This is a genomic window from Novosphingobium sp. DS6-6, assembly GCF_057784975.1.
In genome coordinates this window covers 189,862-214,728 of record NZ_JBYNTS010000001.1, presented here as the reverse complement: position 1 = coordinate 214,728, position 24,867 = coordinate 189,862, and the positions used below count along the sequence as shown (strand labels likewise).

Sequence of the window (24,867 nt, the reverse complement as noted above, 5' to 3'; positions counted from 1 at the left end):
GCCAGGCGATGCAGGATCTGATCGACGCTTTGCCGCCGCTGGAACGGCTGGCGGCAAGCTATGCCCCCGCCGCGACCCGGCAGTTGTGGATCGGATACTTCGCCTTGGAGCGGCGCCTGTCCGACGCCGCGCGCGAGGGGCGCGACGCGATCATGATCCAGTTGCGGCTGGCCTGGTGGCGCGATCGCCTGGGCGAGGATGCTAGCCGGTGGCCCAGGGGCGAACCCCTGCTTGCCGTCCTTGGCGCATGGAATGCGGAGCGCGGCGCCCTTGTCGCGCTAGTCGATGGATACGAGGCGCTCCATGTGGGCGAAGGGGGGCCTGGCGCGCTCGATGTGGCGCGGGCCGGCGTGATGGTCGCCCTGGCGCGTCTCTCTGCGGTGACCAATCTGGCTCCTGTCGAGCGGGCGGCGCGCGAATGGCGCGGCCTCGCGCCATCGTCAGGGCCTGCGCCACGCTTGCCGCGCGCCATGCGCCCCCTTGCCGTGTTGCGCGGCATGGCGGTGCGCGACGAGGGCGGGGCGCCGGTCATGCGCTTTCTATCCGCCTTGCGATTGGGGTTGACCGGCCGTTGATCCGGCCAAATCGGCACGGCTTCCCGTTGGAAATCCCCTTTTCCTACGTAAAAATGCATAGCAAAGGGGATCGCATGAACAGGATACTCATCGGCGCTCTGGGCGCGCTCTTGCTTGCCGCGGCCGGGGTCTTCTGGTGGCAGGGCCACGCGGCGGTGCAGCGCGGGCAGGCGGCGGCCGCCCTGCCGAGCGACGCGCCCGAGGCGCAGGCGGAGGACGACAGCCTGCCCACGGCCAATGGCGACGGTCTGCAAGGGCCCGCGTTGCCCCATGCCAGCGAAGCGACGCGCGAGCAGCGCCGGTTCGACCACGTCGACAAGGACCATGACAGCCGCATCACCCGCAACGAGATGCTGGCACCCCGCGCCAAGGATTTCCGCAAGCTGGACACCGACGGCAACAACCTGCTCAGTTTCGAGGAATGGGCGGTCAAAACCGACAACAGGTTCAAGGGCGCTGACGCCAATGGCGACGGCACACTCAACCGCGCCGAATTCGCCACCACCAAACAGAAAGTGAAAACGCCAGCCTGCAGATGCAAGTAGACTGGCAGCCTTGCGGTTTTTGGCCAGGCGTTTTCCTGCAGCCAGGCTGAGATCGCAACCGCATTACGGTTGCAGGCTGGCGTCGGCCGGCTAAGCTGCGCCAACAGACCGTTCGCAGCGGGAGAAGGCGCCGGCCATGGCCATTTCACACGACCACAATGCCGTTGCCGCGCTTTCTCACGCGCAGCGGTTGCGCGCCATTCTTGCCGGATCGGCCGGCAATCTCGTCGAATGGTACGATTTCTACATCTATGCGTTCAGCGCGCTCTATTTCTCGGCCGAATTCTTTCCGCAGAGCGATCCGTTGGTACAGGTCATGGCCACCAGCGGCATCTTTGCCGTCGGCTTCCTGCTGCGCCCGATCGGTGGCTGGTATTTCGGCCGTTATGCCGATCGGCGCGGGCGGCGGAAAGCGATGGTCGCCTCGGTCCTGATGATGGGCCTGGGCGCGCTGATCATTGCTGTCCTGCCCACCTATCGCCAGGTGGGGATCGCCGCGCCGGCGCTGTTGCTGCTGGGCCGCATGCTTCAAGGGTTTTCCACCGGCGGGCAATATGGCACCGCCGCCACGTATCTCAGCGAGATTGCCGGGCCGGGGCGGCGGGGGTTCTGGTCATCGTTCCAGTATGTCACGCTGATCGGCGGGCAACTGCTGGCCACGCTGGTGATCCTGGCGCTGCAGTACGGTTTGGGCGAAGCCGGGATGAAAGCCTATGGCTGGCGCATCGGCTTCGTATTGGGCGCGGCGGGCGCGGCGCTGATCCTGCTGTTGTCGCCACACATGCACGAAACCGGCCAGGCCGGGCAGGGCCAGCCCGGCGCCGGCTCGCTGCGCATGCTGCTTATTCACCACACCCGGCCGTTCCTGCTGGTCATGGCGCTGACGGCGGGCGGTAGCCTGTCGTTCTACACGTTCACCACCTACATGCAGAAATATCTGGTGCTTACGCTGGGCATGACCAAGCCCGATGCCACCCTGCTGATGACCGTGGTGCTCATCGTGTTCATGGTGATCCAGCCGGCCATGGGCGCCCTGTCTGACCGGATCGGGCGGCGGGCGAACGTCATCCTGTTCGCCGCGCTCTCGATGCTGCTGACCGTGCCGATCTTCACTGCCCTGGCCCGCGCGCCGGATGTCCGGACGGCCGGTGTGCTAGTGCTGGCAGGCCTCGTGATCAACAGTTTCTACACCTCGGTCAGCGGGCTGTTCAAGGCTGAACTCTTTCCCGTTCATCTGCGCGCGCTGGGCGTGGGGCTGGCCTATGGCGTGGGCAATGCGCTGTTCGGCGGCACCGCAGAAAACGTGGCACTGGCGTTCAAGCAATGGGGCCATGAAAGCGGGTTCTATTGGTATGTCACCGCGCTTTCGGCCGTGGCGCTGGTGGCGGCGCTGATGCTCAGGGACACGCGCCGGAACGATCCGCTGGCCTGACCGCCCGGCAGTGATATAAGCCGCGCAAATCGACAAGAAGGAACCGCCATGAAAACCCGCGCCGCCGTCGCTTTCGAAGCCAGAAAGCCGCTCGAGATCGTCGAACTCGATCTTGAAGGACCCAAGGCGGGCGAAGTGCTGGTGGAAATCATGGCGACGGGCGTGTGCCATACCGATGCCTACACTCTGGACGGCTTCGACAGCGAGGGCATTTTCCCTTCGGTGCTGGGCCACGAAGGCGCGGGCATCGTTCGCGAAGTGGGTGCCGGGGTAACCAGCGTGAAGCCCGGCGATCACGTGATCCCGCTCTACACCCCCGAGTGCCGCCAGTGCAAATCGTGCCTTTCGGGCAAGACCAACCTGTGCACCGCGATCCGCGCGACCCAGGGCAAGGGGCTGATGCCCGACGGCACCACGCGCTTTTCCTACAAAGGCCAGCCGATCTATCACTACATGGGCTGCTCCACCTTCTCCAACTTCACTGTCCTGCCCGAGATCGCGGTAGCAAGTATCCGCAAGGATGCGCCGTTCCAGACCAGCTGCTACATCGGTTGCGGCGTGACGACGGGCGTAGGCGCGGTGGTCAATACCGCCAAAGTGCAGGTGGGCGACAATGTCGTGGTCTTCGGCCTGGGCGGCATCGGTCTCAACGTGATCCAGGGCGCGCGCCTGGCCGGTGCGGGCAAGATCATCGGGGTGGACATCAACGAGACCCGCGAGGAATGGGGGCGGCGCTTTGGCATGACGGATTTCCTCAATTCCAAAGGCCTCAGCCGCGAAGAAACCGTGGCCAAGGTCGTGGAAATGACCGATGGCGGCGCCGATTACACGTTCGACGCCACCGGCAACACCGAAGTGATGCGCACCGCGCTCGAAGCCTGCCACCGTGGCTGGGGCACCAGCATCATCATCGGCGTGGCCGAAGCCGGCAAGGAGATCGCCACCCGCCCGTTCCAGCTCGTCACCGGACGTAACTGGCGCGGTACGGCGTTCGGCGGGGCGAAGGGCCGTACCGACGTGCCCAGGATCGTCGACTGGTACATGCAGGGAAAGATCGAGATCGACCCGATGATCACCCACGTCATGGGCCTCGAAGAGATCAACACCGCTTTCGATCTGATGCATGCCGGCAAATCGATCCGCAGCGTCATCGTCTTCTGATCGTGCGTTTTCGCGGTGCCGGGGCAGGGCGCCCAGCGGCGGGGCGCCCCTTTCCAGTCGGCATCAGACCATGGCCATCAGGCTGGCATTGCCGCCCGCGGCCGTGGTGTTGATCGACAGGCTTATTTCCTCGAGCAGCAGGTCGAGCGGATAGTTACCCTGTGCGTCGGGCGCGTGCAGGGCCACGATCATCCCTTTGCGCGCGGCCAATTCCTGGCTGGCCCTGATCGCCGGTGCGCCGGGCTCTTCCACCAGGGCCGCAGCCAGATGGCGCGTCTCGCCTTGCGCAAAGGCCACCCGGGCGGCAAGTGCAGGGGGGAAATCGGCCGGCAGTGCCGGGATCGGCGCCCCGGGCATTACCACCGCCCTGTTTCCCGTGGCGAGCACCGCGCCCACCTGGCGCCACAGCCCGTCGGCAGTGCCGGCATGAAGCGCGATGGCGCCACGCGGGGCCAGGCGATAGCGGTTGCTTTCGCCCACGGGGCCGGGCAGTTCGATCTCCAGCCCCAGCCTGCTGCGCGCGGCATCGGCACGCACCGCGCGCGCCACGTCACTCTTGCCCTGCCGGTCGAGCCAGTCGGCGAGCACGAATGCAGCCGGATCGGTCGAAGCGGTCGCCCGTGCGAGATCGGGGGGCGGAGTCACTGCGCCGCGCACCAGCCGCGCCAGGTAAAGCGGGCCACCCGCTTTCGGCCCGGTGCCTGAAAGCCCGCGCCCGCCAAAGGGCTGCACGCCAACCACGGCGCCAATAGTGTTGCGGTTTACATAGAGATTGCCGGCTTCCACCGCCGCGGTCACCCGTGCCACGGTGTCATCCAGCCGGGTATGCAGGCCGAAGGTGAGGCCATAGCCGGTGGCATTGATCGCGGCGACAAGCCGGTCCAGATCGCGCGCGGCATAGCGCACGACATGGAGAACAGGCCCGAAAACCTCGCGTTCGAGCGCGTCGATGCCCGGCACTTCGATCAGCGTCGGCGCCACGAACGTGCCCTGCATGCAGGCGGTGGGCAGAGGCAGGCGATGGACCGGTGCACCGCGTTCGGCCAGCGTGGCCACATGGGCTTCGATCCCGTCACGCGCCTGCGCGGTGATAACGGGGCCTATGTCGGTGGCCAGCGCATCGGGATTGCCCACCGCCAGTTCGGCCATCGCGCCGCGCAGCATCGCCAGCGTGCGATCGGCGATGTCGTCCTGCAGGCACAGCACCCGCAGGGCCGAACAGCGCTGGCCGGCGCTGTCGAAGGCAGAGGCCAGGACATCGGCCACCACCTGTTCGGCCAGCGCCGACGAATCGACGATCATCGCGTTCTGGCCACCGGTTTCGGCAATCAGCGGGATGGGCCGGCCTTGCCCGTCGACGCGTGGTGCGAGCGTCCGCTGGATGATGCGCGCCACCTCGGTCGATCCTGTAAACATCACGCCGGCGATGCCGGGCGTTTCCACCAATGCCGCACCGATCGCGCCGTCGCCCGGAACCAGGTGCAGCACCTCGTCCGGTATGCCCGCCTGGTGAAACAGGGTCACCATCCGGGCCGCGATCAATGGCGTTTCCTCTGCCGGTTTGGCCAGCACCGGATTGCCGGCCACCAAGGCCGCCGCCACCTGGCCGGCAAAGATCGCCAGCGGAAAGTTCCACGGAGAAATGCACACTACCGGTCCCAGCGGCGTGGTATGCGCCAGGCCGGCTCGCGCCTCGGCGGCGTAATAGCGCAGGAAATCCACCGCTTCGCGCACTTCGCCCACGGCATTGGGGGCGGTCTTGCCGGCTTCGCGCATGATCAGACCGATCAGCGTGCGCCCCTCTTCCTCAAGCAGCGCGGCGGCACGTTCCAGCATGATAGCGCGGGCAGCGACCGGGGTTGCGGCCCATGCGGGGGCGGCGTGCATCGCTTGCTCCACAGCCGCGCGTGCCGTATCGGGCGTGGCCGGCCAGACCGTGCCGACGATGTCGCGATGGTCGGCCGGATTGCCAACGGTCTGCGCACTATCGCCGCTTGCGGGCACCCGCGCCTGCCATGTCTGCCGGGCTGACGCGGCCAGGCGAGGAGCCAGGTCGGCCAGCGTGGCCTCATCGGCCAGATCCAGCCCCGCCGAATTGCGCCGGTCGGCAAAAAGCGCGGCGGGCAAAGCCACGGCAGGATGCGGCGCCCCCGGATCTGGGCTGGCTTCGACCAGGGCGGCCGGATCGCGGACCAGATCGGCAACCGTCACCGCCGGATCGTTGATGCGGTTGACGAACGATGAATTCGCCCCGTTTTCCAGAAGGCGTCGCACCAGGTAGGCCAGCAGCGTTTCGTGCGTGCCCACCGGGGCATAGACGCGGCACGGCCGGTCAAGCTTGTCGGGCCCGACAACCTGTTCGTAAAGCCCTTCACCCATGCCATGCAGGCACTGGAATTCATAATCGCCGTGCCGGAAAACAGGACCTGCCAGATGCAGTATCGTGGCAACCGATTGCGCATTGTGCGTGGCGAACTGCGGGAACACGGCATCGCGCGCCGCCAGCAGCCTGCGCGCGCAGGCCGCATAGGCAAGATCGGTATGGACCTTTTGCGTGTAGACCGGGAAATCGGCAAGACCATCGACCTGCGCCCGCTTGATTTCCGCATCCCAATAAGCGCCCTTGACCAGGCGCACCATGATCCGTCGTCCGCTGCGCCGCGCCAGGTCGATGATCCAGTCGATCACGAACGGGCATCGCTTCTGATAGGCCTGGACGACGAAACCCAGCCCGTTCCAGCCGGCAAGGTCCGCATCGGTTGCCAGGCTTTCCAGCAGATCGAGCGAAAGCTCCAGCCGGTCGGCTTCTTCGGCATCGATGTTGAGGCCGATGGCATGGCGCTTGGCCATCACGCACAGCGCTTTGACGCGAGGCAGCAATTCGGCCTTCACCCGGTCTGCCTTGGCGCGAGTGTAGCGCGGATGCAGGGCCGACAGCTTGATGGAAATGCCCGGCCCGCCATAGATGCCGCGGCCGGCGCTGGCCCGGCCTATTGCCTCGATCGCCTGTTCGTAGGATGCATTATAGCGATCGGCGTCGGCCGCGGTCATCGCCGCTTCGCCCAGCATGTCATAGGAAAAGGAAAAGCCCCTCGCCTCGCGCGGCGCGGCGCGGCGCAGGGCCTCTTCGATAGTTTCACCGGTTACGAACTGTTCGCCCATCATGCGCATCGCCGCATCCACGGCGCGGCGAATGACCGGCTCGCCCATGCGCGCGATCAGGCGCGTCAGGCTTGCGCCGAGCCCGGCATCGTCTTCGGCCTGAACGAGGCGCCCGGTAACCAGCAGACCCCATGAGGCGGCGTTGACAAACAGGGGGCGGTCTTTGCCCACATGACCGCGCCAATCCCCAGGCGCGATCTTGTCACGGATCAGGGCATCGCGCGTCGCGGCGTCGGGAATGCGCAGCAGCGCTTCAGCCAGGCACATCAAGGCGACGCCTTCCGGGCTGCTCAAGGCGTATTCCTGCACCAGCGACTGGACTGCACCCGGGCGCGACTCGGCGCGAAGCTGGGTGATCAGCGCGGTGGCGGTGGCGGCGATCGGCCTGGCGAGGCTTTCCGGCACGCGGGCTTCAGGCAGGAGCGCCGCCACGCAGGCGCGCTCGGCCCGGCGCGTCGCGGCCGTGATGGCCTGGCGCAATGCGGTCTGCCCGGCCAGCGGCGGGGCAAAGCAGGCAAAGGGGCCGGAAACGGGTAGGGAAACGGAAGCGGTCATATTCATTTCCTCTCGCACGTATCGGCCGGCTTCCGGCGGCACTTGATCGCTTTGATTGCCCAGAACGACGCGGCCGGTCTCGACAATCCGCCTGGATACGCGCCGGGGAGCCTGTAAGCCGGGTTCTGTCGTGCCGGCGGTTTCCATGCAATGGACCGTACCGGCACGGGCAGCCATTCCTCTCGGCGGCCTGTCGCCAGGCCGCTCCAGCAACCAACCCGGGCAACTGGCGCGAAACCCGCCTGCATCGCCTTGCCGATACGATCGGTGGCGATGCGCGTTGCCCCTATTCGGTCTTGCTCCGGGTGGGGTTTGCCATGCCGCTTCCGTTGCCGGTCGCGCGGTGCGCTTTTACCGCACCCTTTCACCCTTGCCTGGGGCACGAATGCCCCGTCGGCGGTCTGCTTTCTGTGGCACTTTCCCTTGCCCGGCTTGCACCGGGCCGGCGGGCGTTACCCGCCACCCTCGTTTCGTGGAGCCCGGACTTTCCTCGGCATCAGGCGAAGTGATGACGCGGCTGCCCGGCTCCCCGGCGCGAGACGCTCACCTAGCATGGCCCAGATCGCGCGCCAACAGCAGTTCGAACAGCAATGCCCCGATCTGACCGTCCACCTGTCCGTCGATCTTGTGCGGGCGCCAGCGCCGCTGGAAGGCGGCCACGGCTGCTTCCCTGTCGGTCACGTCATAGCCGAAGCGCTCCAGCGCCAGGAAAAACGCACTTTCGTTGTCATAAATCAGGCGCATTCTGGGCCGGGGGCGGGGTAGGGCAAGGTTGTATCGGGCCAGCATGTCCCAGTCGAACAACTCGCCCGGGTCGGTCTTGCGGGCCGGAGCGACGTCGGAATGGCCCACCACGTTGGCGCGCGGGATGTCGTGCCGCCGCACGATATCCGCCAGCAGCGGCACCAGCGCTTCCATCTGGGCATCGGGAAAGGGGCGATAGCCGAATTCATGGCCGGGGTTGACCAGTTCTACGCCCACGCTGGCGGAATTGATGTCGGTGATCCCGCGCCAGAAACTGCGCCCTGCATGCCACGCGCGGTGGGTTTCATCGACCAGGCGGATGACCGTGCCGTCTTCCTCGATCAGATAATGGGCCGAAACCTGGGCTTCCGGGTCTTTCAACCGGGCGAGTGCCTCGGCGGCGGTCGGCATCCCGGTATAGTGCAGCACCACCATCGAAACCGGCAGCCGTCGCGCGTTGAAATTGGGCGACGGCTCTTCGCGATGGACCAGCCAGCGGTTCATCAGGCTTTAGCGGACAGGCAGTACGGCGCCCAGCACAAGGGCATCGGCCGTCACATGCGTTTGAAAGCTGCCCCCCAGGTCTTGCGCCAGCTGATACAGCATGGCGGCAGGGGCGGTGCGGCTGGAAAGATCGGCCGGGGCCAGGGTTCCGGCCAGCGCCTGGGCCACCAGCGGATCGAAAGCGATGCGCGGCCCGCTGGCGCGGATCACCAGTTCGGTGGCGCCGCCCCCGGCATTGCTCCGCATTTCGCCGGCAATATCCAGGTTGCCGCCGCGCACCAGCGCTTCCATCCCGATCAGGGCCAGGTTGAGCAGAGTCTTGACCGCGGCTTTGGGCAACATGTCGTCGGCCAGCGTCCAGGCCACCGCGACGCGCGGATTGGCCGCCACCAGTGCATCGACCAGCGCGCGCGGCTCTGCGGTGGGAACCATGTCGCCAAAGCCGCCGGCCGCGCCGAAAGCCAGGCGAAAGAAACGCAGCTTGTTGGCCGAACTCGTCGCGCTCTGCTCCAGCAGGTCCATGCATTTCTGGCGCATTTCGGGATCGCGCTCCTCGGCCAGCAATTCCAGCCCGTTGGTCAGTGCGCCCACCGGGCTCAGCAGGTCATGGCACAGGCGCGAGCAGAGCAGGCTGGCAAGGTCGAGAGTGGCGATGGTCATGGGATGTCGGAAAGCCTTTACCGGATGCACGCTTGCGCCGGGGAATGGAAGGCTGCGCAAATGCATCCTCTTTCCCCGCCCGCAGGATCGCCTTAACCGTCTGCGAGGCGATAGGAAAGCGCTTGAAACGCCGCTGGCGCATCACGCCACAAACCGACTGTACCAGCGGCAACGATGGCCCATACGCGCCCATCGCCCTCGCGCTGCGCCGCATCGGTTGCCGACGGCCGCGCCAAGCCATTGGGATGAGAGTGAAAATAGCCCAGGACAGTCGGCCCCCCCTCCCGCGCCGCACGATGGGCGGCAATCAGGGCGGCAGGATCGATCTCGAAACGATGCAACGGATCTGGTGCCACATTGGCGCATTCCCGCGCCCAGGCGATATGCGTGCCCATGCCCAGCAACAGCCCGCAGGCTTCGCGCGGATGGGCCCGTGCCGCAGCCGTCAACATCGCCGCGTGTGCGGCCACAGACAGCGTAAGGCTGCACGACGGTCGTGATTTATCCATGTCCTCGCCTGCCATGCCAAGCCGTCGGCCGGGCGATACGATACCGCTCCCGAACGGTCCATCCCCTTGCGGCCACACGCCATGCCCCCCATATTCAAAGGCAAATGGGGGAAGTCGACGAAATTCTGACCGGTACGATCGACGTGCCCGGCCGCCTTGACAGGGCCTTGGCCGATGCCAGCGGCCTTTCGCGCGAGCGGATCAAGGCATTGCTCGACGATGGCCGCGTCATGCTGGCAGGCCGGGCCGTGCGGCAGGCCTCGCTCAAGGTTGCCGCGGGTGCCTCCTATGAAGTGCGGGTTCCGGCTGCCGCTGCCGCAGCGGCAGCGGCGCAGGATATTCCGCTGGCTATCGTGTACGAAGACGATGCGCTGATCGTGGTCGACAAGCCGGCCGGCCTGGTGGTCCATCCCGCGGCGGGCAATCCCGACGGCACGCTTGTCAACGCGCTGCTGCACCACTGCCGCGGCCGGCTTTCCGGCATTGGCGGCGTCGCTCGGCCGGGGATCGTCCACCGGATCGACAAGGATACCTCGGGCCTGCTGGTCGTGGCCAAGAACGATGCCGCGCATGAAGGGCTGGCACGCCAGTTTGCCGATCATTCGATTGTGCGGGCCTACAAGGCGATCACTGCCGGGCGGCCGATGCCGCCGTCAGGCACTGTCCGCGGCGCGATTGCCCGTTCGGTGCACGATCGCAAGAAGATGGCGCTGGTGGAGGATGGGCGGGGCAAGCATGCCGTCACCCACTATGCCACCCTGGCGGTGCTCGACGGGGCGGCCCTGGTCGAATGCCGGCTGGAAACGGGAAGAACCCACCAGGTCCGCGTTCACCTTGCGTCAATCGGCCATTCGCTATTGGGGGATCCTGTCTATGGACGTGCGCCCGCGAAGATTCGCCCCGTTCTGGTCCGCATTGGCTTTGCCCGCCAGGCGCTGCATGCAGCCGAACTGGGCTTCGTTCACCCGATCGACGGCGAGACGCTCCATTTCACCAGCCCGACGCCTGTCGATATGGAGGAACTGATAATCGAACTGGGCGGTTCTTAACGAGCTTATGATGTAAATCGATTACTGTGTGCCAAAAGGATGTGTGGCCCCACCGGGGAATGCTCGCTAGAGGTTCTCCATCGGGGAACTGACGCGACGAAAGGATGTGTTCAGGTGAGCAACAAGACTGCAGTGGCCAAAGCCCCCGTGACGGTTCCGGCCTTGGGCGGGGAAGCCAGTCTCAATCGCTATCTGTCGGAAATTCGCAAGTTTCCGGTGCTGACGGCAGAGCAGGAATACATGCTTGCCAAGCGCTATCAGGAGCATGGCGATCCCGAGGCGGCCGCCCAGCTGGTGACCAGCCATCTGCGACTCGTGGCCAAGATCGCCATGGGCTATCGCGGCTATGGCCTGCCCGTGTCCGAGCTGATTTCCGAAGGGAACATCGGCTTGATGCAGGGCGTCAAGAAATTCGAGCCCGATCGGGGTTTCCGCCTCGCGACTTATGCGATGTGGTGGATCAAGGCCTCGATGCAGGAATTCATCCTGCGTTCGTGGAGCCTGGTGAAAATGGGCACCACGGCCGCGCAGAAAAAGCTGTTCTTCAACCTGCGGCGGATGAAGAAGAACCTCGAAGCTTTCGAAGACACTGATCTTTCGCCCGAGGACGTCAGGAAGATCGCAACCGATCTCGGCGTGCCCGAGCAGGAAGTGATCAACATGAACCGGCGCATGATCATGGGTGGCGATGCCAGCCTGAACGTGCCCCTGCGCGAAGATGGCGAAGGCAGCTGGCAGGATTGGCTGGCCGACGATCGTCCGTTGCAGGACGAAACCGTGGCCGATGCCGAGGAAGCGCATTTCCGGCACGACATGCTGGTGGAAGCGATGGGCAGCCTCAACGAGCGCGAGCGGCACATCCTGATCGACCGCCGCCTGGTGGACGAGCCCAAGACGCTGGAAGAGCTGAGCCAGGTCTACAATGTCAGCCGCGAACGGGTGCGCCAGATCGAAGTGCGGGCCTTTGAAAAGCTGCAGAAGGCGATGCAGCGCATCGCCGGCGAAAGGCACCTGCTGCCGGCTGGTTGACGGCTTGGGCAAGCCCCCCGGATCAGGTCCGGGATGACCTGAGAAAGCCATGCTTCGGCGTTACCCCGGACTTGCTCCGGGGTGACGCTACGTTTTTGGCTTCAATGAAAATCCCTTGATTTCGGCAATACCCTTACCTGACGCGGATGGCGCGCCAGGTAAGGGTCGGGCCGGGGCGCGATCCCTTCATCTGTCAGGCCGGCCAGTTCGGCGCTGGCATCGTGGACGCGAGAGGCCATCAGATGGACCACGCCCTCCTTGCTGCGCTGTACTTCGCCTTCGATCACCATCAGCCGCGCGGCCATGACCTGGCGCCGTTGCTTCTCGAAATCGCGCGCCCACAGCAGCGCGTTGACCACGGCGGTTTCGTCTTCCAGCGTAATGAAGACGGCATTGCCCTTGCCGGGCCGCTGCCGCACCAGCACCACCCCGGCCACGCGCACCCGGCTGCCATCCCGGGCGGCATTGACCTGCGCGCACGAAACGATGCCTTGCCGCGCCAGGCGGGGGCGCAGGAATTGCAGGGGATGGCCTTTCAGCGATAGCCGCTGGGTCTGATAATCGGCGACCACTTCTTCGGAAAGCGGCATGGCGGGCAAGGCGGCATCGGGTTCCGCCGCCAGTTCGGGCGCCTCCTGCGCGGCGAACAGCGGCAATTGCCGGGGCGGAACGCGGCGAACGTCCCATCCCGCGGTGCGCCGGGTGCGTCCGAGCGAGCCCATGGCATCGGCATCGGCCAGCAAGGCCAGCGCGCGCGTGGGCAGATCGGCGCGGCGTGCCAGGTCTTCGGGCGAGGCAAAAGAGCCGGCGACCCGCGCCCGCACGATGGCGGCGGCCCATTCTTCGCGAAACCCGTCGATCAGGCGCAATCCCAGACGCAGCACGCGTTCGCTCTCCAGCGTGCAATCCCAACCGCTGGCATTCACGTCAACGCCATGCACGGCGACGCCATGTTCGCGCGCATCGCGCACCAGCTGCGCCGGGGCATAAAAGCCCATGGGCTGGCTGTTGAGCAGCGCGCAGGTGAAAACCGCGGGATAATGGCATTTCAGCCATGACGAGACATAGGCCAGCCAGGCAAAGGCCTGGGCATGGCTTTCGGGAAAGCCATATTCGCCAAAGCCCTTGATCTGTTCGAAGCAGCGTTCGGCAAAATCCTGCGCATAGCCGTTGCGGATCATGCCGGTAATGAACTTTTCCTGGTAATTGGCGATGGTGCCGTGATTGCGGAAAGTGGCCATGGCGCGGCGCAGGCCATCGGCTTCGGCCGGAGCGAAACCGGCGGCCACGATGGCCAGTTTCATCGCCTGTTCCTGAAACAGCGGCACGCCCAGGGTCTTTTCCAGCACGCTTTTCAGTTTGCCTGGCGGGCCGGGATATTCCACGGCTTCCTCGCCATTGCGGCGGCGCAGATAGGGGTGGACCATGCCGCCCTGGATCGGGCCGGGCCGCACGATCGCCACCTGGATCACCAGATCGTAAAGGATTCTAGGCTTCATCCGCGGCAGCATCGCCATCTGCGCGCGGCTTTCCACCTGGAACGTGCCTACGCTGTCTCCCCGGCACAGCATGTCGAACGTCGGCTCGTCCTTACGGGGAATGGTGGCCAGAGTCAGGTGGCCCAGCCCGTGGCGCGCCATCAGGTCAAAGCTTTTGCGGATGCAGGTCAGCATGCCCAGCGCCAGAACGTCGACTTTCATCAGCTTGAGAACATCGATATCGTCCTTGTCCCATTCGATGAACGTGCGATCGGGCATGGCGGCGTTGTGGATCGGCACCAGTTCGTCGAGCCGGTCCTGGCACAGCACGAAGCCGCCGACATGTTGCGACAGGTGGCGCGGAAAGGTCAGCAGGCGATCGACCATCTCGCGCAGCCGGGCGATTTCGGGATTGGCCGGATCGAACCCGGCCTGGGCCAGGCGCTCTTCGGGCAGGGAGCCGCGCCCCCAGCTGCCCCAGACCGTGCCCGCAAGGCGCGCGGTCACGTCTTCGGAAAGGCCCAGCGCCTTGCCCACGTCGCGAATGGCGCTGCGCTGGCGATAGTGGATCGCCGTGGCCACGATTCCCGCACGCGCGCGGCCATAGCGGCGATAGATGTACTGGATCACTTCCTCGCGTCGCTCGTGCTCGAAATCCACGTCGATGTCGGGCGGCTCGTCCCGCTGTTCCGACAGGAAGCGCGAGAACAGCAGGCGTTCCCGCACCGGATCGATCGGCGTGATGCCCAGCAGGTAACAGACCAGCGAATTGGCGGCCGAACCGCGCCCCTGGCACAGGATCGGCGGCGAAAGGCTGCGTGCATAGCGGACCACATCATACACGGTGAGAAAGTAATAAGCATAATTTCTTGAAGCGATTAGCCTGAATTCCTCATTCAGAACCTCACGATAGCGAGGTGGCAATCCGTCGGGAAACTGGCGCGCCGCATTTTCCATCACGAGATGTTCGAGCCAGCCCTGCGGAGTCCAGCCCTGCGGCACCGGTTCGTGCGGATATTCGTAAGCGATCTCGTCCAGCGTGAAAGCGATGCAGGCAAGCCAGTCGCGCGTTGCTTCCAGGGCTTGCGGGCACAGGGCGAACAGGCGGGCCATTTCGGCCGGAGGCTTGAGATGTCGTTCGCCATTGGCCGCCAGCCGGCGCCCGGCAGCGCGCACCGTGGTGCCCAGGCGCACAGCCGTGAGCACATCGTGCAGCGGGCGATCCGCCGGAACGGCATAGAGCGGATCGTTGCTGGCGATCAACGGTATCCCGGTTTCGTGCGAAAGCGCCATGCGCCGGGCAAGTTCGCGCCCGTCGCGCCCGGCGCGGGGCATGGTGGCGGCCAGCCACAGATGCGAGGCCGCCTCGTTCAGGCGTGCCAGCAGTGCCGCATCGGCATCCATCGCCACCAGCGCCAGTCCCTGCGCATGATCCAGAAAATCGCCCAAGGCGAGGTGGCAATCGCCTTTGTCCGCGCGGCGGTTTCCAGTGGTAAGCAGGCGTGTGAGCCGCCCCCAGGCCGCGCGCGTCGTGGGATAGGCGGCAATATCGGGCGTGCCATCGGCAAAGCACAGCCGCGCCCCCACTTTCAGGGAAAAGCCGCCGTTCGCGCCGCCGATCTCGCGCCAGGCCGCATGGGCGCGCACCACGCCCGCCACCGAATTGCGATCGGCGATGCCAATGCCTGTCAGGCCCAGGGCATGGGCGCGCGCCACCATTTCGGCCGGGTGTGCCGCGCCGCGCAGAAAGCTGAAATTGCTGGCCGCCACAGGTTCGGCAAAGAACGGCGCGGCATTCATGGAAACAGTCCGTGGACGTACCAGGAGGGTGCGCTTTCCACGCTGCCGTAAAGCCCCCGCCGGAAGACCCACAAGCGGCGGCCGCGCGCATCCTCGATCCGGTAATAATCGCGCGTCGTGCGACCGGCGCCCCGGCCCATGTGGCCGCCCCGCTGGCGCCACCATTCCGGCGCGATCCGTTCTGGCCCTTCGGCATGGACCACCTCGTGCACCGCGCCGCGCCAGCGCAGGCGCAGCGGCGGGCCATCGGGCACCCCGGCGATCACCTCGATCCCCTGGGGCGGATCGAACAGCAGCAGCGGGCGCGGCATGGCCGGTGGAACAAGCCGGGCGGGCAAAGGAAATGAGACGGGTTCGTTCAATTCCATTGCCGGCACGCGAACCTGGGCTGCTTCAGGCAGGTGACGGTCGGCCGGAACCAGACGCAGCACGGCATCCCGGCCCAGCCGCACGCCCAGCCTGTCGATCAATGCCTGCACGCCATCGTGCACGTGTTCGGTGCGGTCCAGCCCCGCTTGCCGTGCCGCCAACGGTTCTGCACGGGTGACGGCCAGGGCCATGGCGTCAAAACCGAAACCCGGATCGAGAGGATCGGCCAGGCTTTCGATCCTCTCGCGCAGCAGACGCACCACCGGTGATGGCGCGCGCGTAGGCTGGCCGGTTTCCACCGACAAAGAGCGCTGCGCCCCGTCGCTCCGGTAAAGCGTCAGGACAAAGCGCCGGCCGCCCAACCGGCGCTGCTCCATCTGTGCGGCCACCTGGCGCAAGAGATCCTCGGCCACGTCCAGCACATCGTCGGTGCGGGCGATGGGTTCGGCAAAGCGCGCTTCGGCTGCGATCGGCGCCTGGGCCTGGCGCGGGGCGAGCGGCGCGGCCACGTCTCCCATCACCTGGCGCAACCGCAACACCACGCTTTCGCCAAAGCGCGCGGCCAGGGCCTGGGGCGGGCGGGCCGCCAGATCGCCCAGGCGCCTGAGCCCGGCACGGCGCAGCGCCGTCGTGGCTTCCTCGGCCAGATCCAGCGCGGCCACGGGCAGGGCGGGCACGTCTTCGGCGCGGCGTTGTGCCGGGCTGCCATGACGGGCCAGGGCACGGGCGGCCGCCGGATTGCCGGCCAGGGCATGGACCGTGGCAAGCCCGGCCAGTTTCGCCGCCCGCGCCGCCATCGCCGTTTCCGAGCCGAACAGATGCGCGCAGCCGCTGATATCCAGCAGCAGGCCGTCAGGGGGATCGGTCATTACATTGGGCGTCAGGGCATGCATGGCTGCGGCCAGGCGTTCCAGCAAGGCTGCATCTCCCGCCGGATCGTGGGGCAGGGTGAACAGATCGGGGCAGCGCGCGCGGGCATCGGCCAGGCCCATGCCGCGCGCCAGGCCATGGCTGGCGGCATCGCGCTCCACCGCCGCCAGGCGCAGGGCCTGCCCGCTGCGCGCCACCAGGGCCAGCGGCGCCCCTTCAGGCAGCGTAGCCGCCAGCCCCGGATGGCTCCTTGCCCGCTCGCAGGGCAGCCATGGGAACCACAGGGCCAGGTAACGCCGCTCTGCCGGGATCCGTTTTGCCTTCGCTGTTGCCGATGCTGCCTGTGGCGTCACGGAATCGGCCATGGTCTTCATCCCATTGCAAGTGCCACCTCTGCCCTGCCGGCCCACCGCGCCAGCGCAGGGCCTCTACCGCAAGAGCGGGAAGGCCGGGCGGGCGCACTTGCGCACCAGGCGGCGCCTCCAGCGGCATGGAAGCCGCGCTCGCCACCTGCCAGCGGGTATGCGCGGCGCTGGACTGAACCGGCGCGGCGTGGCGCAAGAGGACCACCGGTGTCTGCGTGCGTTCGGCCGCCAGCACGAAGCGCCGGCTCGCCGTCAGGTCATAGCTCTTGAGCGGCCCTTCGCTTTCCAGCACCACCAGCGCGAGGCCAGGGCAGCGCGCGGCTTCCAGCCCGGCGCGCAGCAGGGCGGCGGCATCGCCCGCTTCCACCAGCAGCAAGTCGGCTGGATCGATGCCAAGGTGCGCCAGCCCTTCGCCATAAAGCCCCAGCGGCTGACGCAAGGCCCCGCGTATCACCAGCACCGGCCCTGCGCGATTCGCCGCGCCCAGCCCCAGGGCAAAGGCGAGCGGCGCCACGCGATCATCACCTTGTCCATGCACTTCATGGACTTGGCCGGGTGCCAGCACCGGCACGGGGCGGCGAAGCGCCGGGCGCAAACGCCATGCAGGCGAGGAAAGGATCGAAGCGGAACACGTTTCCATGTTCCCTTTATGTTCTAAATTCTCCGCGCTGTCGAGGCTGGCCGTTGGAACAGGGGGAGGAAAGTCCCGTTATCATTACCGATATGAAAAATGCGCCACAAGCCTTTGCTCGTGGCGCATTTTCCATCACTTCATCGTCGGGATCACGAAGCTCTGGTCCACCACGGCGGCGCCGGTTGCCGGCCAGCGCTGGGTCACCGTCTTGGTGCGGGTATAGAAGCGCACGCCGTCCATGCCGTACTGGTTGAGATCGCCAAAGCCCGAGCGCTTCCACCCGCCGAAGCTGTGATAGGCGACCGGCACCGGGATCGGCACGTTGATCCCCACCATGCCTACTTCCACCTTTGCAGCGAAATTGCGCGCGGCGGCGCCATTGCGGGTGAACATCGCCACGCCATTGCCATAGGAATGATCGGTCGCCAGCGCGATGGCTTCATCCACGTCCTGCGCGCGCACGATCTGCAGCACGGGGCCGAAGATCTCTTCCTGATAGCTGCGCATCTGCGGCGTCACCCGGTCGAACAGGGTAGGTGCCAGGAAATAGCCGTTCTCATAACCCTGGAGCGAGAAACCGCGGCCATCGACTACCAGTTCGGCGCCTTCGTCCACGCCCATCTGGATATAGCTTTCGATCCGGGCCTTGTGCTGCGCGGTCACCACCGGGCCGTAATGAGCCGCTTCGTCGGTCGAGATGCCGACCTTGAGACCGGCGATCCCGTCGATCAGGCGGCTACGCAGTTCCTCGGCCGTCTTGTCGCCCACCGGCACCACCACCGGCAGGGCCATGCAGCGTTCGCCGGCCGAGCCATAGGCCGCACCCAGAATGTCGCTGACCACCTGGTCGAAATCGGCATCGGGCAGCACGATGCCGTGGTTCTTGGCCCCGCCCATGCACTGCATGCGCTTGCCCGCCTGCGCGCCGCGCTGATAGACATAGTTGGCGATGTCGGATGAACCGACAAAGCTGACGGCCTTGATGCCAGGATGATCGAGAATGGCATCGACAGCCACCTTGTCACCCTGCACGACGTTGAACAGGCCAACCGGGCCGCCCGCCTCGATGAACAGTTCCGCCAGCATGACCGGCACCGAAGGATCGCGTTCCGAAGGCTTGAGAATGAAGGCGTTGCCCGTGGCAAGGGCCGGGCCGCACATCCACAGCGGGATCATCGCCGGGAAATTGAACGGCGTGATGCCCGCAACGACGCCCAATGGCTGGCGCATCGAGAACACGTCGATCCCCGGGCCGGCGCCTTCGGTATATTCGCCCTTGAGCAGATGGGGGATGGCGCAGACGAACTCGATCACTTCCAGCCCGCGCTGCACATCGCCCTTGGCATCGGCGATCACTTTGCCGTGCTCGGCCGAAAGGGCACGGGCCAGCTTGTCCATGTCACGCTCGATCAGGCGCTTGAATTCGAACATCACGCGGGCGCGGCGCTGCGGATTGAGCGCAGCCCATTGCGGCTGCACCGAGGCCGAAAGGGCCACGGCCTGATCGACATCGGCCTCGCTGGCCAAGCCGACTTCGGCCTGGACTTCGCCGGTATTGGGATCGAAAACCGCGCTTTTGCGGCCCGATGTGGCGGCAACGGCGGACCCGTTCAGGAAATGATCGATCTGACGCATAGCAACTCTCCCGCAGGACATGTGATGCCCTTTTGTAGAACGTGCGCAAATATCATGATACAGGCATTTTTGCCAAACAGGCCGTGCAAATTTACAGGGACGTCATGCGTATTCGCCAATGGGATGATCTGAGGATATTTCTGGAAGTGGCGCGCCATGGCCGCCTGAGTGCCGCCGCGCGTTCGCTGGGTCTTGATCATTCCACGGTCTCGCGCCGGCTCGATGGGCTGGAAAGCGGGCTTGGCGCGCGACTGGTCGATCGCTCGCCCAACGGGGCGCGGCTGACCGAGGCGGGCCGCGCGCTGATGCTGCATGCCGAACGGATAGAGGCCGAAACCCATGCGGCCGACAGCGCGCTGGGCGGCGTGGATACCGAACTGACCGGTACCGTCCGCGTGGCGACGCCGGCCGCTTTCGGCACGTATCTGGTGGCGCCGCGCATTGCCGCCTTCATGGCCCGGCACCCGCGCATCGAACTGGAACTGGCGCCCGAAACCCGCGCCGTCAGCCTGTCGCAGCGCGAGGCAGACCTGGCCGTCACACTCAAGCGTCCGCCGCGCGGACGGCTCTATGCCCGGCAACTGGCGCCCTTTACCGTGGGATTCTATGCAGCACCCGCCTATCTGGAACAGTACGGCATGCCGCAAGGCGTCGATGATCTCGCCCGGCACCGGCTGATTTCCTATATCGACGATCTGATCGACTGGCCCGAGTTGCGCTATCTCGATGAAGTGGCGCCGGGGCTGCATGCGCAATTCCGCTGCACCTCGGCCACGGTGCAACTGGCCGCCGTGCAGGCGGGGGGCGGCATCGGCCTGCTGCATACCTTTGCCGCCGACGGCCTGGCGGGCCTGGTGCGGGTTCTTCCCGATCTGGTGGCACAGCGTGCCTATTGGCTGGTGGTGCATGCCGAACTGCGCCGCCTGCCGCGCGTGCGGGCGGTGGCCGAATTCCTGGAAGAGGCGGCCCATGCCGCGGCGCCCACGGCAAAATAACCGGCCCCGGGGCAGACAAGCCCGGGCCGCGTTCCTATCTTGCCCGCACGACCTTTCGCCGGAGCGTACCTTGACCGATATCGCCACGATCGACACCGTCTTTCCCTTGCTTGCCCCGCATGACCAGCCGCGGTTCGCCGCGATCCGGCCAGACGATATCGTGCCGGCCATCACTGCCGCGATTGCCGATCACCGCGATGCCATGGCGCACTGCGTGGCGCGTGCCGGCGATCCGGCCATGCTGGCGTTCAAGGAAGAGGCCGATCGCCGCATCGGCGAGGCATGGACCGTGGTCGGCCATCTCCTGGCCGTGACCAACACGCCGGAATTGCGCGCCGCCCATGCAGAGGCGCAGCCGCTGATCGCCGCGCACTTTGCTGCCGTTGGCCAGGACCGTGCCCTGTACGACGCGATCCGCGCGATTGATCCGGCAGCGCTCGACCGGCTCGCCGCGCGCGCCCGCGAGCTGGCCCTGCGCGATTTCGAGCTTTCCGGCGTCGCGCTGGACGGGGACGAGGCCCGTGCCTTTGCCGAAAACCAGGTGGAGCAGGGGCGCCTGGCAACCGAATATGCCAATGCCGTGATGGACGCAACGGAGGCCTGGAGCCTGCACATCACCGATCCTGCACGCCTGGCCGGAATGCCCGCGGCAGACCTGGCCGGCATGGCCGCCGCTGCCCGTGCCAAGGGACACGCGGATGGCTGGCTGATCACGCTGCACGCGCCAGTGGTGGTGGCTGTGCTGACTTATGCGCAGGATCGCGCGCTGCGACACGAGGTGCAGCGCGCCTATGCCACGCGCGCATCCGATCAGGGGCCCAATGCCGGGCAGTTCGACAATGGTCCGCGCATGGCGGCCTTGCTGGCGCTGCGCGCCAGGGCCGCGCAGCTCTTGGGCCAGGGCGATGCCGCCAGCCTATCGCTGGCCACCAAGATGGCGCAAAGCCCGGCGGCGGTGGAAGAATTCCTGATCGACCTGGCAGAGCGCGCCCGGCCTTTGGCCCAGGCCGAACTGGCCGACCTTGCCGCATTTGCCCGCAGCGAGCTTGGCATCGATGCGCTCGAGCCATGGGACATGGGCTTTGCCACCGAGCGCGCGCGGTTGGCACGCCATGCGCTCGATCAATCCGAAGTGCGTCGTTATCTGCCGCTCGATAGCGTGCTGCCGGCGCTGTTCGGCCATGTCGAGCGGCTGTTCGGGGTGCAATTCCGGGAAATGCCTGCCGATGGGCTGTGGCATGAGGACGTGCGTTGCTTCGGTCTGTTCCAGCAAGGGGCGGATGTGCCATTCGCGCGGCTCTATGCGGATTTCTTTGCGCGCGATGGCAAGCGCGGCGGCGCCTGGATGAACACGTGCCGCTCGCCCAGCCGCGCGGCGGCACGGCATCAGATCCCGATGGCCTATCTTGTCACGAATTTTGCGCGGCCCGCGCCGGGCGCGCCCGCGCTGCTCCAGCATGCCGACATGGTGACGCTGTTTCACGAAATGGGCCATTGCCTGCACCATCTGCTGGGCGAGGGCGATATGCCCTCGATCGGCGGCATCAGCGGGGTGGAATGGGACGCGGTGGAACTGCCCAGCCAGTTTCTGGAAAACTTCGCGTTCGATCCGGCGGTACTCAAGGCTGCTTCGGCGCACGAGGAAACCGGGGAGCCGCTGCCCGATGACCTGATCGCCCGGCTGAATGCCGCGCGCGGTTTCATGGGCGCGCTGGCCGTGCTGCGGCAGATCGAATTCGCCCTTTTCGACATGCGGCTGCACCGCGCAGCGGCCGCAGCGCCCGATATCCAGGCCATGCTGGATGCCGTGCGGGCCGAAGTGGCCGTGGTGCGCTATCCGCCGTGGAACCGCTTTGCCCATTCCTTTACCCACATCTTTGTAGGTGGCTATGCGGCAGGGTATTATTCCTATCTCTGGGCCGAACTGCTGTCTTCGGATGCATACGAACAGTTTGTCGCCGCGCCCGGAAGGCAGCCGGCGCTGGGCGCGGCATTCCGGCGCGAGGTGCTGGCCCAGGGCGGCGCGCGCCCGGCCATGGAAAGCTATGTGGCGTTTCGCGGGCGTGCGCCCGATCCGGGGGCGCTGTTGCGGGTGCGCGGGCTCGTGGCTTGAGCGGCAACGCCGTTGCAAGACGCGATGACGCATGGCCTGTTTTCCTCGCCCCGGACTTGATGCGGGCCTGCGTTCACCAACGGAGTACGACACCTCGAACGGGTGCCGAACCTTATCGCAAGGGCCGCTTTTCCAGCTTCCGCGCCAGGGTGCGGCGGTGCATGCCCAGACGCCGCGCGGCTTCCGAAATGTTGAAATCGCATTCCACCAGCGTGGAATGGATATATTCCCATTCCACCGTCTTGATCGAGGTTTTGCGGGTATCGAGCGGCACGGTGGGATCGCCGCCCGTGCGGCCGAAAGCTTCCTCGATATCGTCGGTATTGGCCGGCTTGGCGAGATAATGCGCCGCGCCGAGCTTGATCGCCTCGACCGCCGTGGCGATTGAGGCAAAGCCGGTCAGGACGACGATCCGCGTGTCGCGATCGCGTGCGGCCAGCATCTGTACGCAAGTGAGGCCCGATCCGGTGCCGAGCTTCAGATCGACCACGGCAAACTGAAAGGCATGGACGGCGAGCAGGGTTTCGAGCGCGTCAGGGCTGGCGGCATGCTCAACGGCATAGCCACGCCGTTCGAACGAGCGGCGCAGCGTGCGGGCAAAGGCCGGATCGTCTTCCACGATGACCAGCCGGGGAGTATCCAGCATGGCCTCGCCCGCTGCGGGATCAGGCATGGTCGTTCCCCGAATGATAGGCGAGCGAGGCCAGCGGTATCTCGAGCCGCACCATGGCCCCGCGCGCGGTGCGGTTGCGCACTTCCACCTGCCCGCCCAGCTTGCGCACCACGTTGACCACCAGGAACAGGCCCAGCCCGCCGCCGTCACGGCCCTTGGTCGAACTGTAGGGCCGGCCGATCGCTTCCAGCATCTCGGGCGTGAAGCCGGGGCCAAGGTCCAGCACGGTCAGCACGATGTCTCCACCGGCCATCTCGGCACGGATTTCGACGAAATCGGGCGAGACTTCCAGGGCATTGTCGATCACGTTGCCGATCACCTGACGCAGCGCAGGGTCGGCCACGATCGGGCGGTCGGTCTTCACCATGTTGCGCAGGTGGATCGTGCCGTTGCCGCGCTGGTTCCATTCGGCGGCAATGGTTTCCAGGAATGCGCCCAGCGTGGTGACCTGCGGGTTTTCGCCGCGCGCTTCGCCGGCGCTGAGCAGGATGCCCGAAAGGATCGCTTTGCAGCGCCGCAATTCCGACGCCATGTCCTGCACGTCGTCATGCAGATCGGGATCGCCCTGGATTGCCGGGTGGCGTTGCCAATCGCCCAGGATGACCGACATCGTGGCCATCGGGGTACCCAGTTCGTGCGCCGCGCCCGAAGCCAGCAGGCCCATGCGCACGATATGCTGTTCCTCGGCCGCCTGCTGGCGCAAGGCGGCCAGCGCGGTTTCGCTCTGCCGCCGGTTGCGGTCCATGCGGATGACGAAGAACACCAGCAGCGCGGCAACCAGCACGAAGCAGACGAGATTGCCCAGCTGGAACAGTTCCACCGTGCCGAACGTGCCTCCGGGCAGATCGAGCGGGCGATGGGCGAACGTCAGGATGGCAACGATCAGCGCGGCCATGGCCGCGACGATCGCGCTCCAGTTGGGCGGCAGAAGGATCGCGGCGATCACGATTTGCAACAGGAACAGGAACGTGAAGGGGTTCGAGGTGCCGCCGCTGAAATAGAGCTGCCAGGCCAGCGCCAGCATATCGAGCGTGAGGGCGCCGAGCAGTTCCACATGGCTATACCCCTCGCGCCCACGATCGAGCACGAGGGTGAGCGCATTGACCACGATCATCAGCATCGGCACGGCGAGCAACGGCGCCACGTCGAGCCTGACGCCCAGGAGCCGCAGGCTGACCCAGATCGCCACGAGCTGCCCGGCTGCCGCGAGCCAGCGCAGCTGGACCAGCAGCGCCATGTTGCGCGCGCTGGCCGCGGGATAGATCGGCCTCTGCGTGGAAAGGGTGGCGGCGGCGCTCATCGCGCCTTGCGCCATACCATGATCGCCGCGCCAAGCGAGAGGGCGCAAAGGGCAAACCAGGTAAGCGCATAGGACAGGTGGCTATTGGCGAAGCGGATCACCGTCAGGCCGGGCACGGGCACGGGCGCCACGGTCGGCCGGGGCGTTTCTTCTTGCGCATCGAGGAAATAGCGCGGCTCGGCCACGATGCCGCGGCGCGCGGCCATGACCGGCAGGTCACGCGCATACCAGCGTTCGGCCGCGGGGCGGTTGTCGCGCAGGAACGAGCCCTTGGGCTCGCTCGGCCGGATCAGGCCGTTGGTGGAAACGATTCCGCCCGGCACCGCCGCGCGCGCGGCATCGAGACGGGTACCCAGCGGCACGAAGCCGCGGTTGATCCAGATCGGCAGGTGCCCGGGCCTTTCCAGGGGGACCATGACCCAATAGCCGTTGCCCAGCGTGCTGGTGGCGGTGGCAAGGACCGTGGCGGCCGGCAGGAAGCGCCCCGACAGCACGACGCGGTGATAGGCAAGGGGCGCGATGTTGCCGGGCGGAATGGCCTCGGGCGCGATCGGCGCGGCACGCAGGGCACGGTCCACATCGGCGATCAGCGCCTCTTTCCAGGCCAGGCGCCGGACCTGCCAATGGCCTAGCGCGGCAAAGAGCGCGGCCAGCACCAGCAGGAGGGAAACGGGCAGCACGCGCCGCCTGCCGCCCCCTTTCCCAGTCAT

The 24,867-nt window shown here is 66.4% G+C and carries 19 protein-coding genes and 1 other RNA gene; 8 read left to right on the top strand and 12 right to left on the bottom strand.

What is annotated here, in order from left to right; all coding sequences use genetic code 11:
• Nucleotides 1-8: 8 nt before the first annotated feature.
• From AC3EDY_RS00990 to AC3EDY_RS00975, 4 genes are all read left to right on the top strand, one after another.
• A complete protein-coding gene (locus AC3EDY_RS00990; RefSeq protein ID WP_488570580.1) occupies nucleotides 9-575 on the top strand; it encodes a hypothetical protein in 567 nt (188 codons plus the stop codon).
• A gap of 74 nt (nucleotides 576-649) precedes the next feature.
• A complete protein-coding gene (locus tag AC3EDY_RS00985) occupies nucleotides 650-1,120 on the top strand; it encodes an EF-hand domain-containing protein (protein WP_488570579.1) in 471 nt (156 codons plus the stop codon).
• 136 nt (nucleotides 1,121-1,256) lie between these two features.
• Entirely contained in the window at nucleotides 1,257-2,552 is a 1,296-nt protein-coding gene (locus tag AC3EDY_RS00980; protein ID WP_488570578.1) for an MFS transporter, read from the top strand.
• 48 nt (nucleotides 2,553-2,600) lie between these two features.
• Nucleotides 2,601-3,713, top strand: a complete 1,113-nt coding sequence (locus AC3EDY_RS00975) for an S-(hydroxymethyl)glutathione dehydrogenase/class III alcohol dehydrogenase (RefSeq protein ID WP_488570577.1) — start codon at nucleotides 2,601-2,603, stop codon at nucleotides 3,711-3,713.
• Between the two features lie 63 nt (nucleotides 3,714-3,776).
• Here AC3EDY_RS00975 and putA read toward each other — a convergent pair whose 3' ends face one another.
• The 5 genes from putA to AC3EDY_RS00950 form a co-directional block, all read right to left on the bottom strand.
• Nucleotides 3,777-7,430: a trifunctional transcriptional regulator/proline dehydrogenase/L-glutamate gamma-semialdehyde dehydrogenase gene (gene putA, locus AC3EDY_RS00970; RefSeq protein WP_488570576.1), complete on the bottom strand. Its 3,654-nt coding sequence runs from the start codon at nucleotides 7,428-7,430 to the stop codon at nucleotides 3,777-3,779.
• 98 nt (nucleotides 7,431-7,528) lie between these two features.
• Nucleotides 7,529-7,963: RNase P RNA component class A (gene rnpB, locus AC3EDY_RS00965), an RNA gene on the bottom strand.
• 10 nt (nucleotides 7,964-7,973) lie between these two features.
• On the bottom strand, nucleotides 7,974-8,678 hold the full coding sequence (locus AC3EDY_RS00960; protein WP_488570575.1) for an N-acetylmuramoyl-L-alanine amidase: 705 nt from the start codon (nucleotides 8,676-8,678) through the stop codon (nucleotides 7,974-7,976).
• 6 nt (nucleotides 8,679-8,684) lie between these two features.
• Complete coding sequence (locus AC3EDY_RS00955) at nucleotides 8,685-9,338, bottom strand: histidine phosphotransferase family protein (protein ID WP_488570574.1); 654 nt, start codon at nucleotides 9,336-9,338, stop codon at nucleotides 8,685-8,687.
• Nucleotides 9,339-9,430: 92 nt separating this feature from the next.
• The gene (locus AC3EDY_RS00950; protein ID WP_488570573.1) at nucleotides 9,431-9,847 is read right to left on the bottom strand and encodes a M67 family metallopeptidase; all 417 of its coding nucleotides are present in this window, start codon (nucleotides 9,845-9,847) and stop codon (nucleotides 9,431-9,433) included.
• Nucleotides 9,848-9,951: 104 nt separating this feature from the next.
• Between AC3EDY_RS00950 and AC3EDY_RS00945 the strand changes: the two genes are divergently transcribed.
• Nucleotides 9,952-10,896 (top strand): RluA family pseudouridine synthase, encoded by a 945-nt coding sequence (locus AC3EDY_RS00945; RefSeq protein WP_488570572.1) that lies wholly within the window; start codon nucleotides 9,952-9,954, stop codon nucleotides 10,894-10,896.
• 114 nt (nucleotides 10,897-11,010) lie between these two features.
• Nucleotides 11,011-11,925 carry an RNA polymerase sigma factor RpoH gene (gene rpoH, locus AC3EDY_RS00940; protein WP_488570571.1) on the top strand — a complete coding sequence of 305 codons (915 nt, stop codon included), beginning with the start codon at nucleotides 11,011-11,013 and terminating at the stop codon, nucleotides 11,923-11,925.
• A gap of 101 nt (nucleotides 11,926-12,026) precedes the next feature.
• On the opposite strand, the gene AC3EDY_RS00935 is transcribed toward rpoH, so the two are convergent.
• From AC3EDY_RS00935 to AC3EDY_RS00920, 4 genes are all read right to left on the bottom strand, one after another.
• Nucleotides 12,027-15,203 carry an error-prone DNA polymerase gene (locus AC3EDY_RS00935; RefSeq protein WP_488570570.1) on the bottom strand — a complete coding sequence of 1,059 codons (3,177 nt, stop codon included), beginning with the start codon at nucleotides 15,201-15,203 and terminating at the stop codon, nucleotides 12,027-12,029.
• Entirely contained in the window at nucleotides 15,200-16,639 is a 1,440-nt protein-coding gene (locus AC3EDY_RS00930; protein ID WP_488570838.1) for a Y-family DNA polymerase, read from the bottom strand. Before AC3EDY_RS00930 ends, AC3EDY_RS00935 begins: the two co-directional genes overlap by 4 nt.
• Before the next feature lie 19 nt (nucleotides 16,640-16,658).
• Nucleotides 16,659-17,447, bottom strand: coding sequence for an ImuA family protein (locus AC3EDY_RS00925; RefSeq protein ID WP_488570569.1), 789 nt, complete (start codon nucleotides 17,445-17,447; stop codon nucleotides 16,659-16,661).
• Nucleotides 17,448-17,573: 126 nt separating this feature from the next.
• Entirely contained in the window at nucleotides 17,574-19,076 is a 1,503-nt protein-coding gene (locus AC3EDY_RS00920) for a CoA-acylating methylmalonate-semialdehyde dehydrogenase (RefSeq protein ID WP_488570568.1), read from the bottom strand.
• A gap of 104 nt (nucleotides 19,077-19,180) precedes the next feature.
• Between AC3EDY_RS00920 and AC3EDY_RS00915 the strand changes: the two genes are divergently transcribed.
• Both AC3EDY_RS00915 and AC3EDY_RS00910 read left to right on the top strand, forming a co-directional pair.
• Nucleotides 19,181-20,071 carry a LysR family transcriptional regulator gene (locus tag AC3EDY_RS00915; RefSeq protein WP_488570567.1) on the top strand — a complete coding sequence of 297 codons (891 nt, stop codon included), beginning with the start codon at nucleotides 19,181-19,183 and terminating at the stop codon, nucleotides 20,069-20,071.
• 70 nt (nucleotides 20,072-20,141) lie between these two features.
• Nucleotides 20,142-22,184, top strand: a complete 2,043-nt coding sequence (locus AC3EDY_RS00910) for a M3 family metallopeptidase (protein ID WP_488570566.1) — start codon at nucleotides 20,142-20,144, stop codon at nucleotides 22,182-22,184.
• Nucleotides 22,185-22,296: 112 nt separating this feature from the next.
• On the opposite strand, the gene AC3EDY_RS00905 is transcribed toward AC3EDY_RS00910, so the two are convergent.
• Genes AC3EDY_RS00905 through AC3EDY_RS00895 form a run of 3 tightly spaced genes read right to left on the bottom strand, consistent with a single transcriptional unit; the run spans nucleotide 22,297 to nucleotide 24,867 of the window.
• A complete protein-coding gene (locus AC3EDY_RS00905) occupies nucleotides 22,297-22,857 on the bottom strand; it encodes a response regulator transcription factor (RefSeq protein ID WP_488570565.1) in 561 nt (186 codons plus the stop codon).
• Nucleotides 22,850-24,157 carry an ATP-binding protein gene (locus AC3EDY_RS00900; RefSeq protein ID WP_488570564.1) on the bottom strand — a complete coding sequence of 436 codons (1,308 nt, stop codon included), beginning with the start codon at nucleotides 24,155-24,157 and terminating at the stop codon, nucleotides 22,850-22,852. Before AC3EDY_RS00900 ends, AC3EDY_RS00905 begins: the two co-directional genes overlap by 8 nt.
• Nucleotides 24,154-24,867 (bottom strand): SURF1 family protein, encoded by a 714-nt coding sequence (locus AC3EDY_RS00895; RefSeq protein WP_488570563.1) that lies wholly within the window; start codon nucleotides 24,865-24,867, stop codon nucleotides 24,154-24,156. The genes AC3EDY_RS00900 and AC3EDY_RS00895 overlap by 4 nt, the downstream gene beginning before the upstream one ends.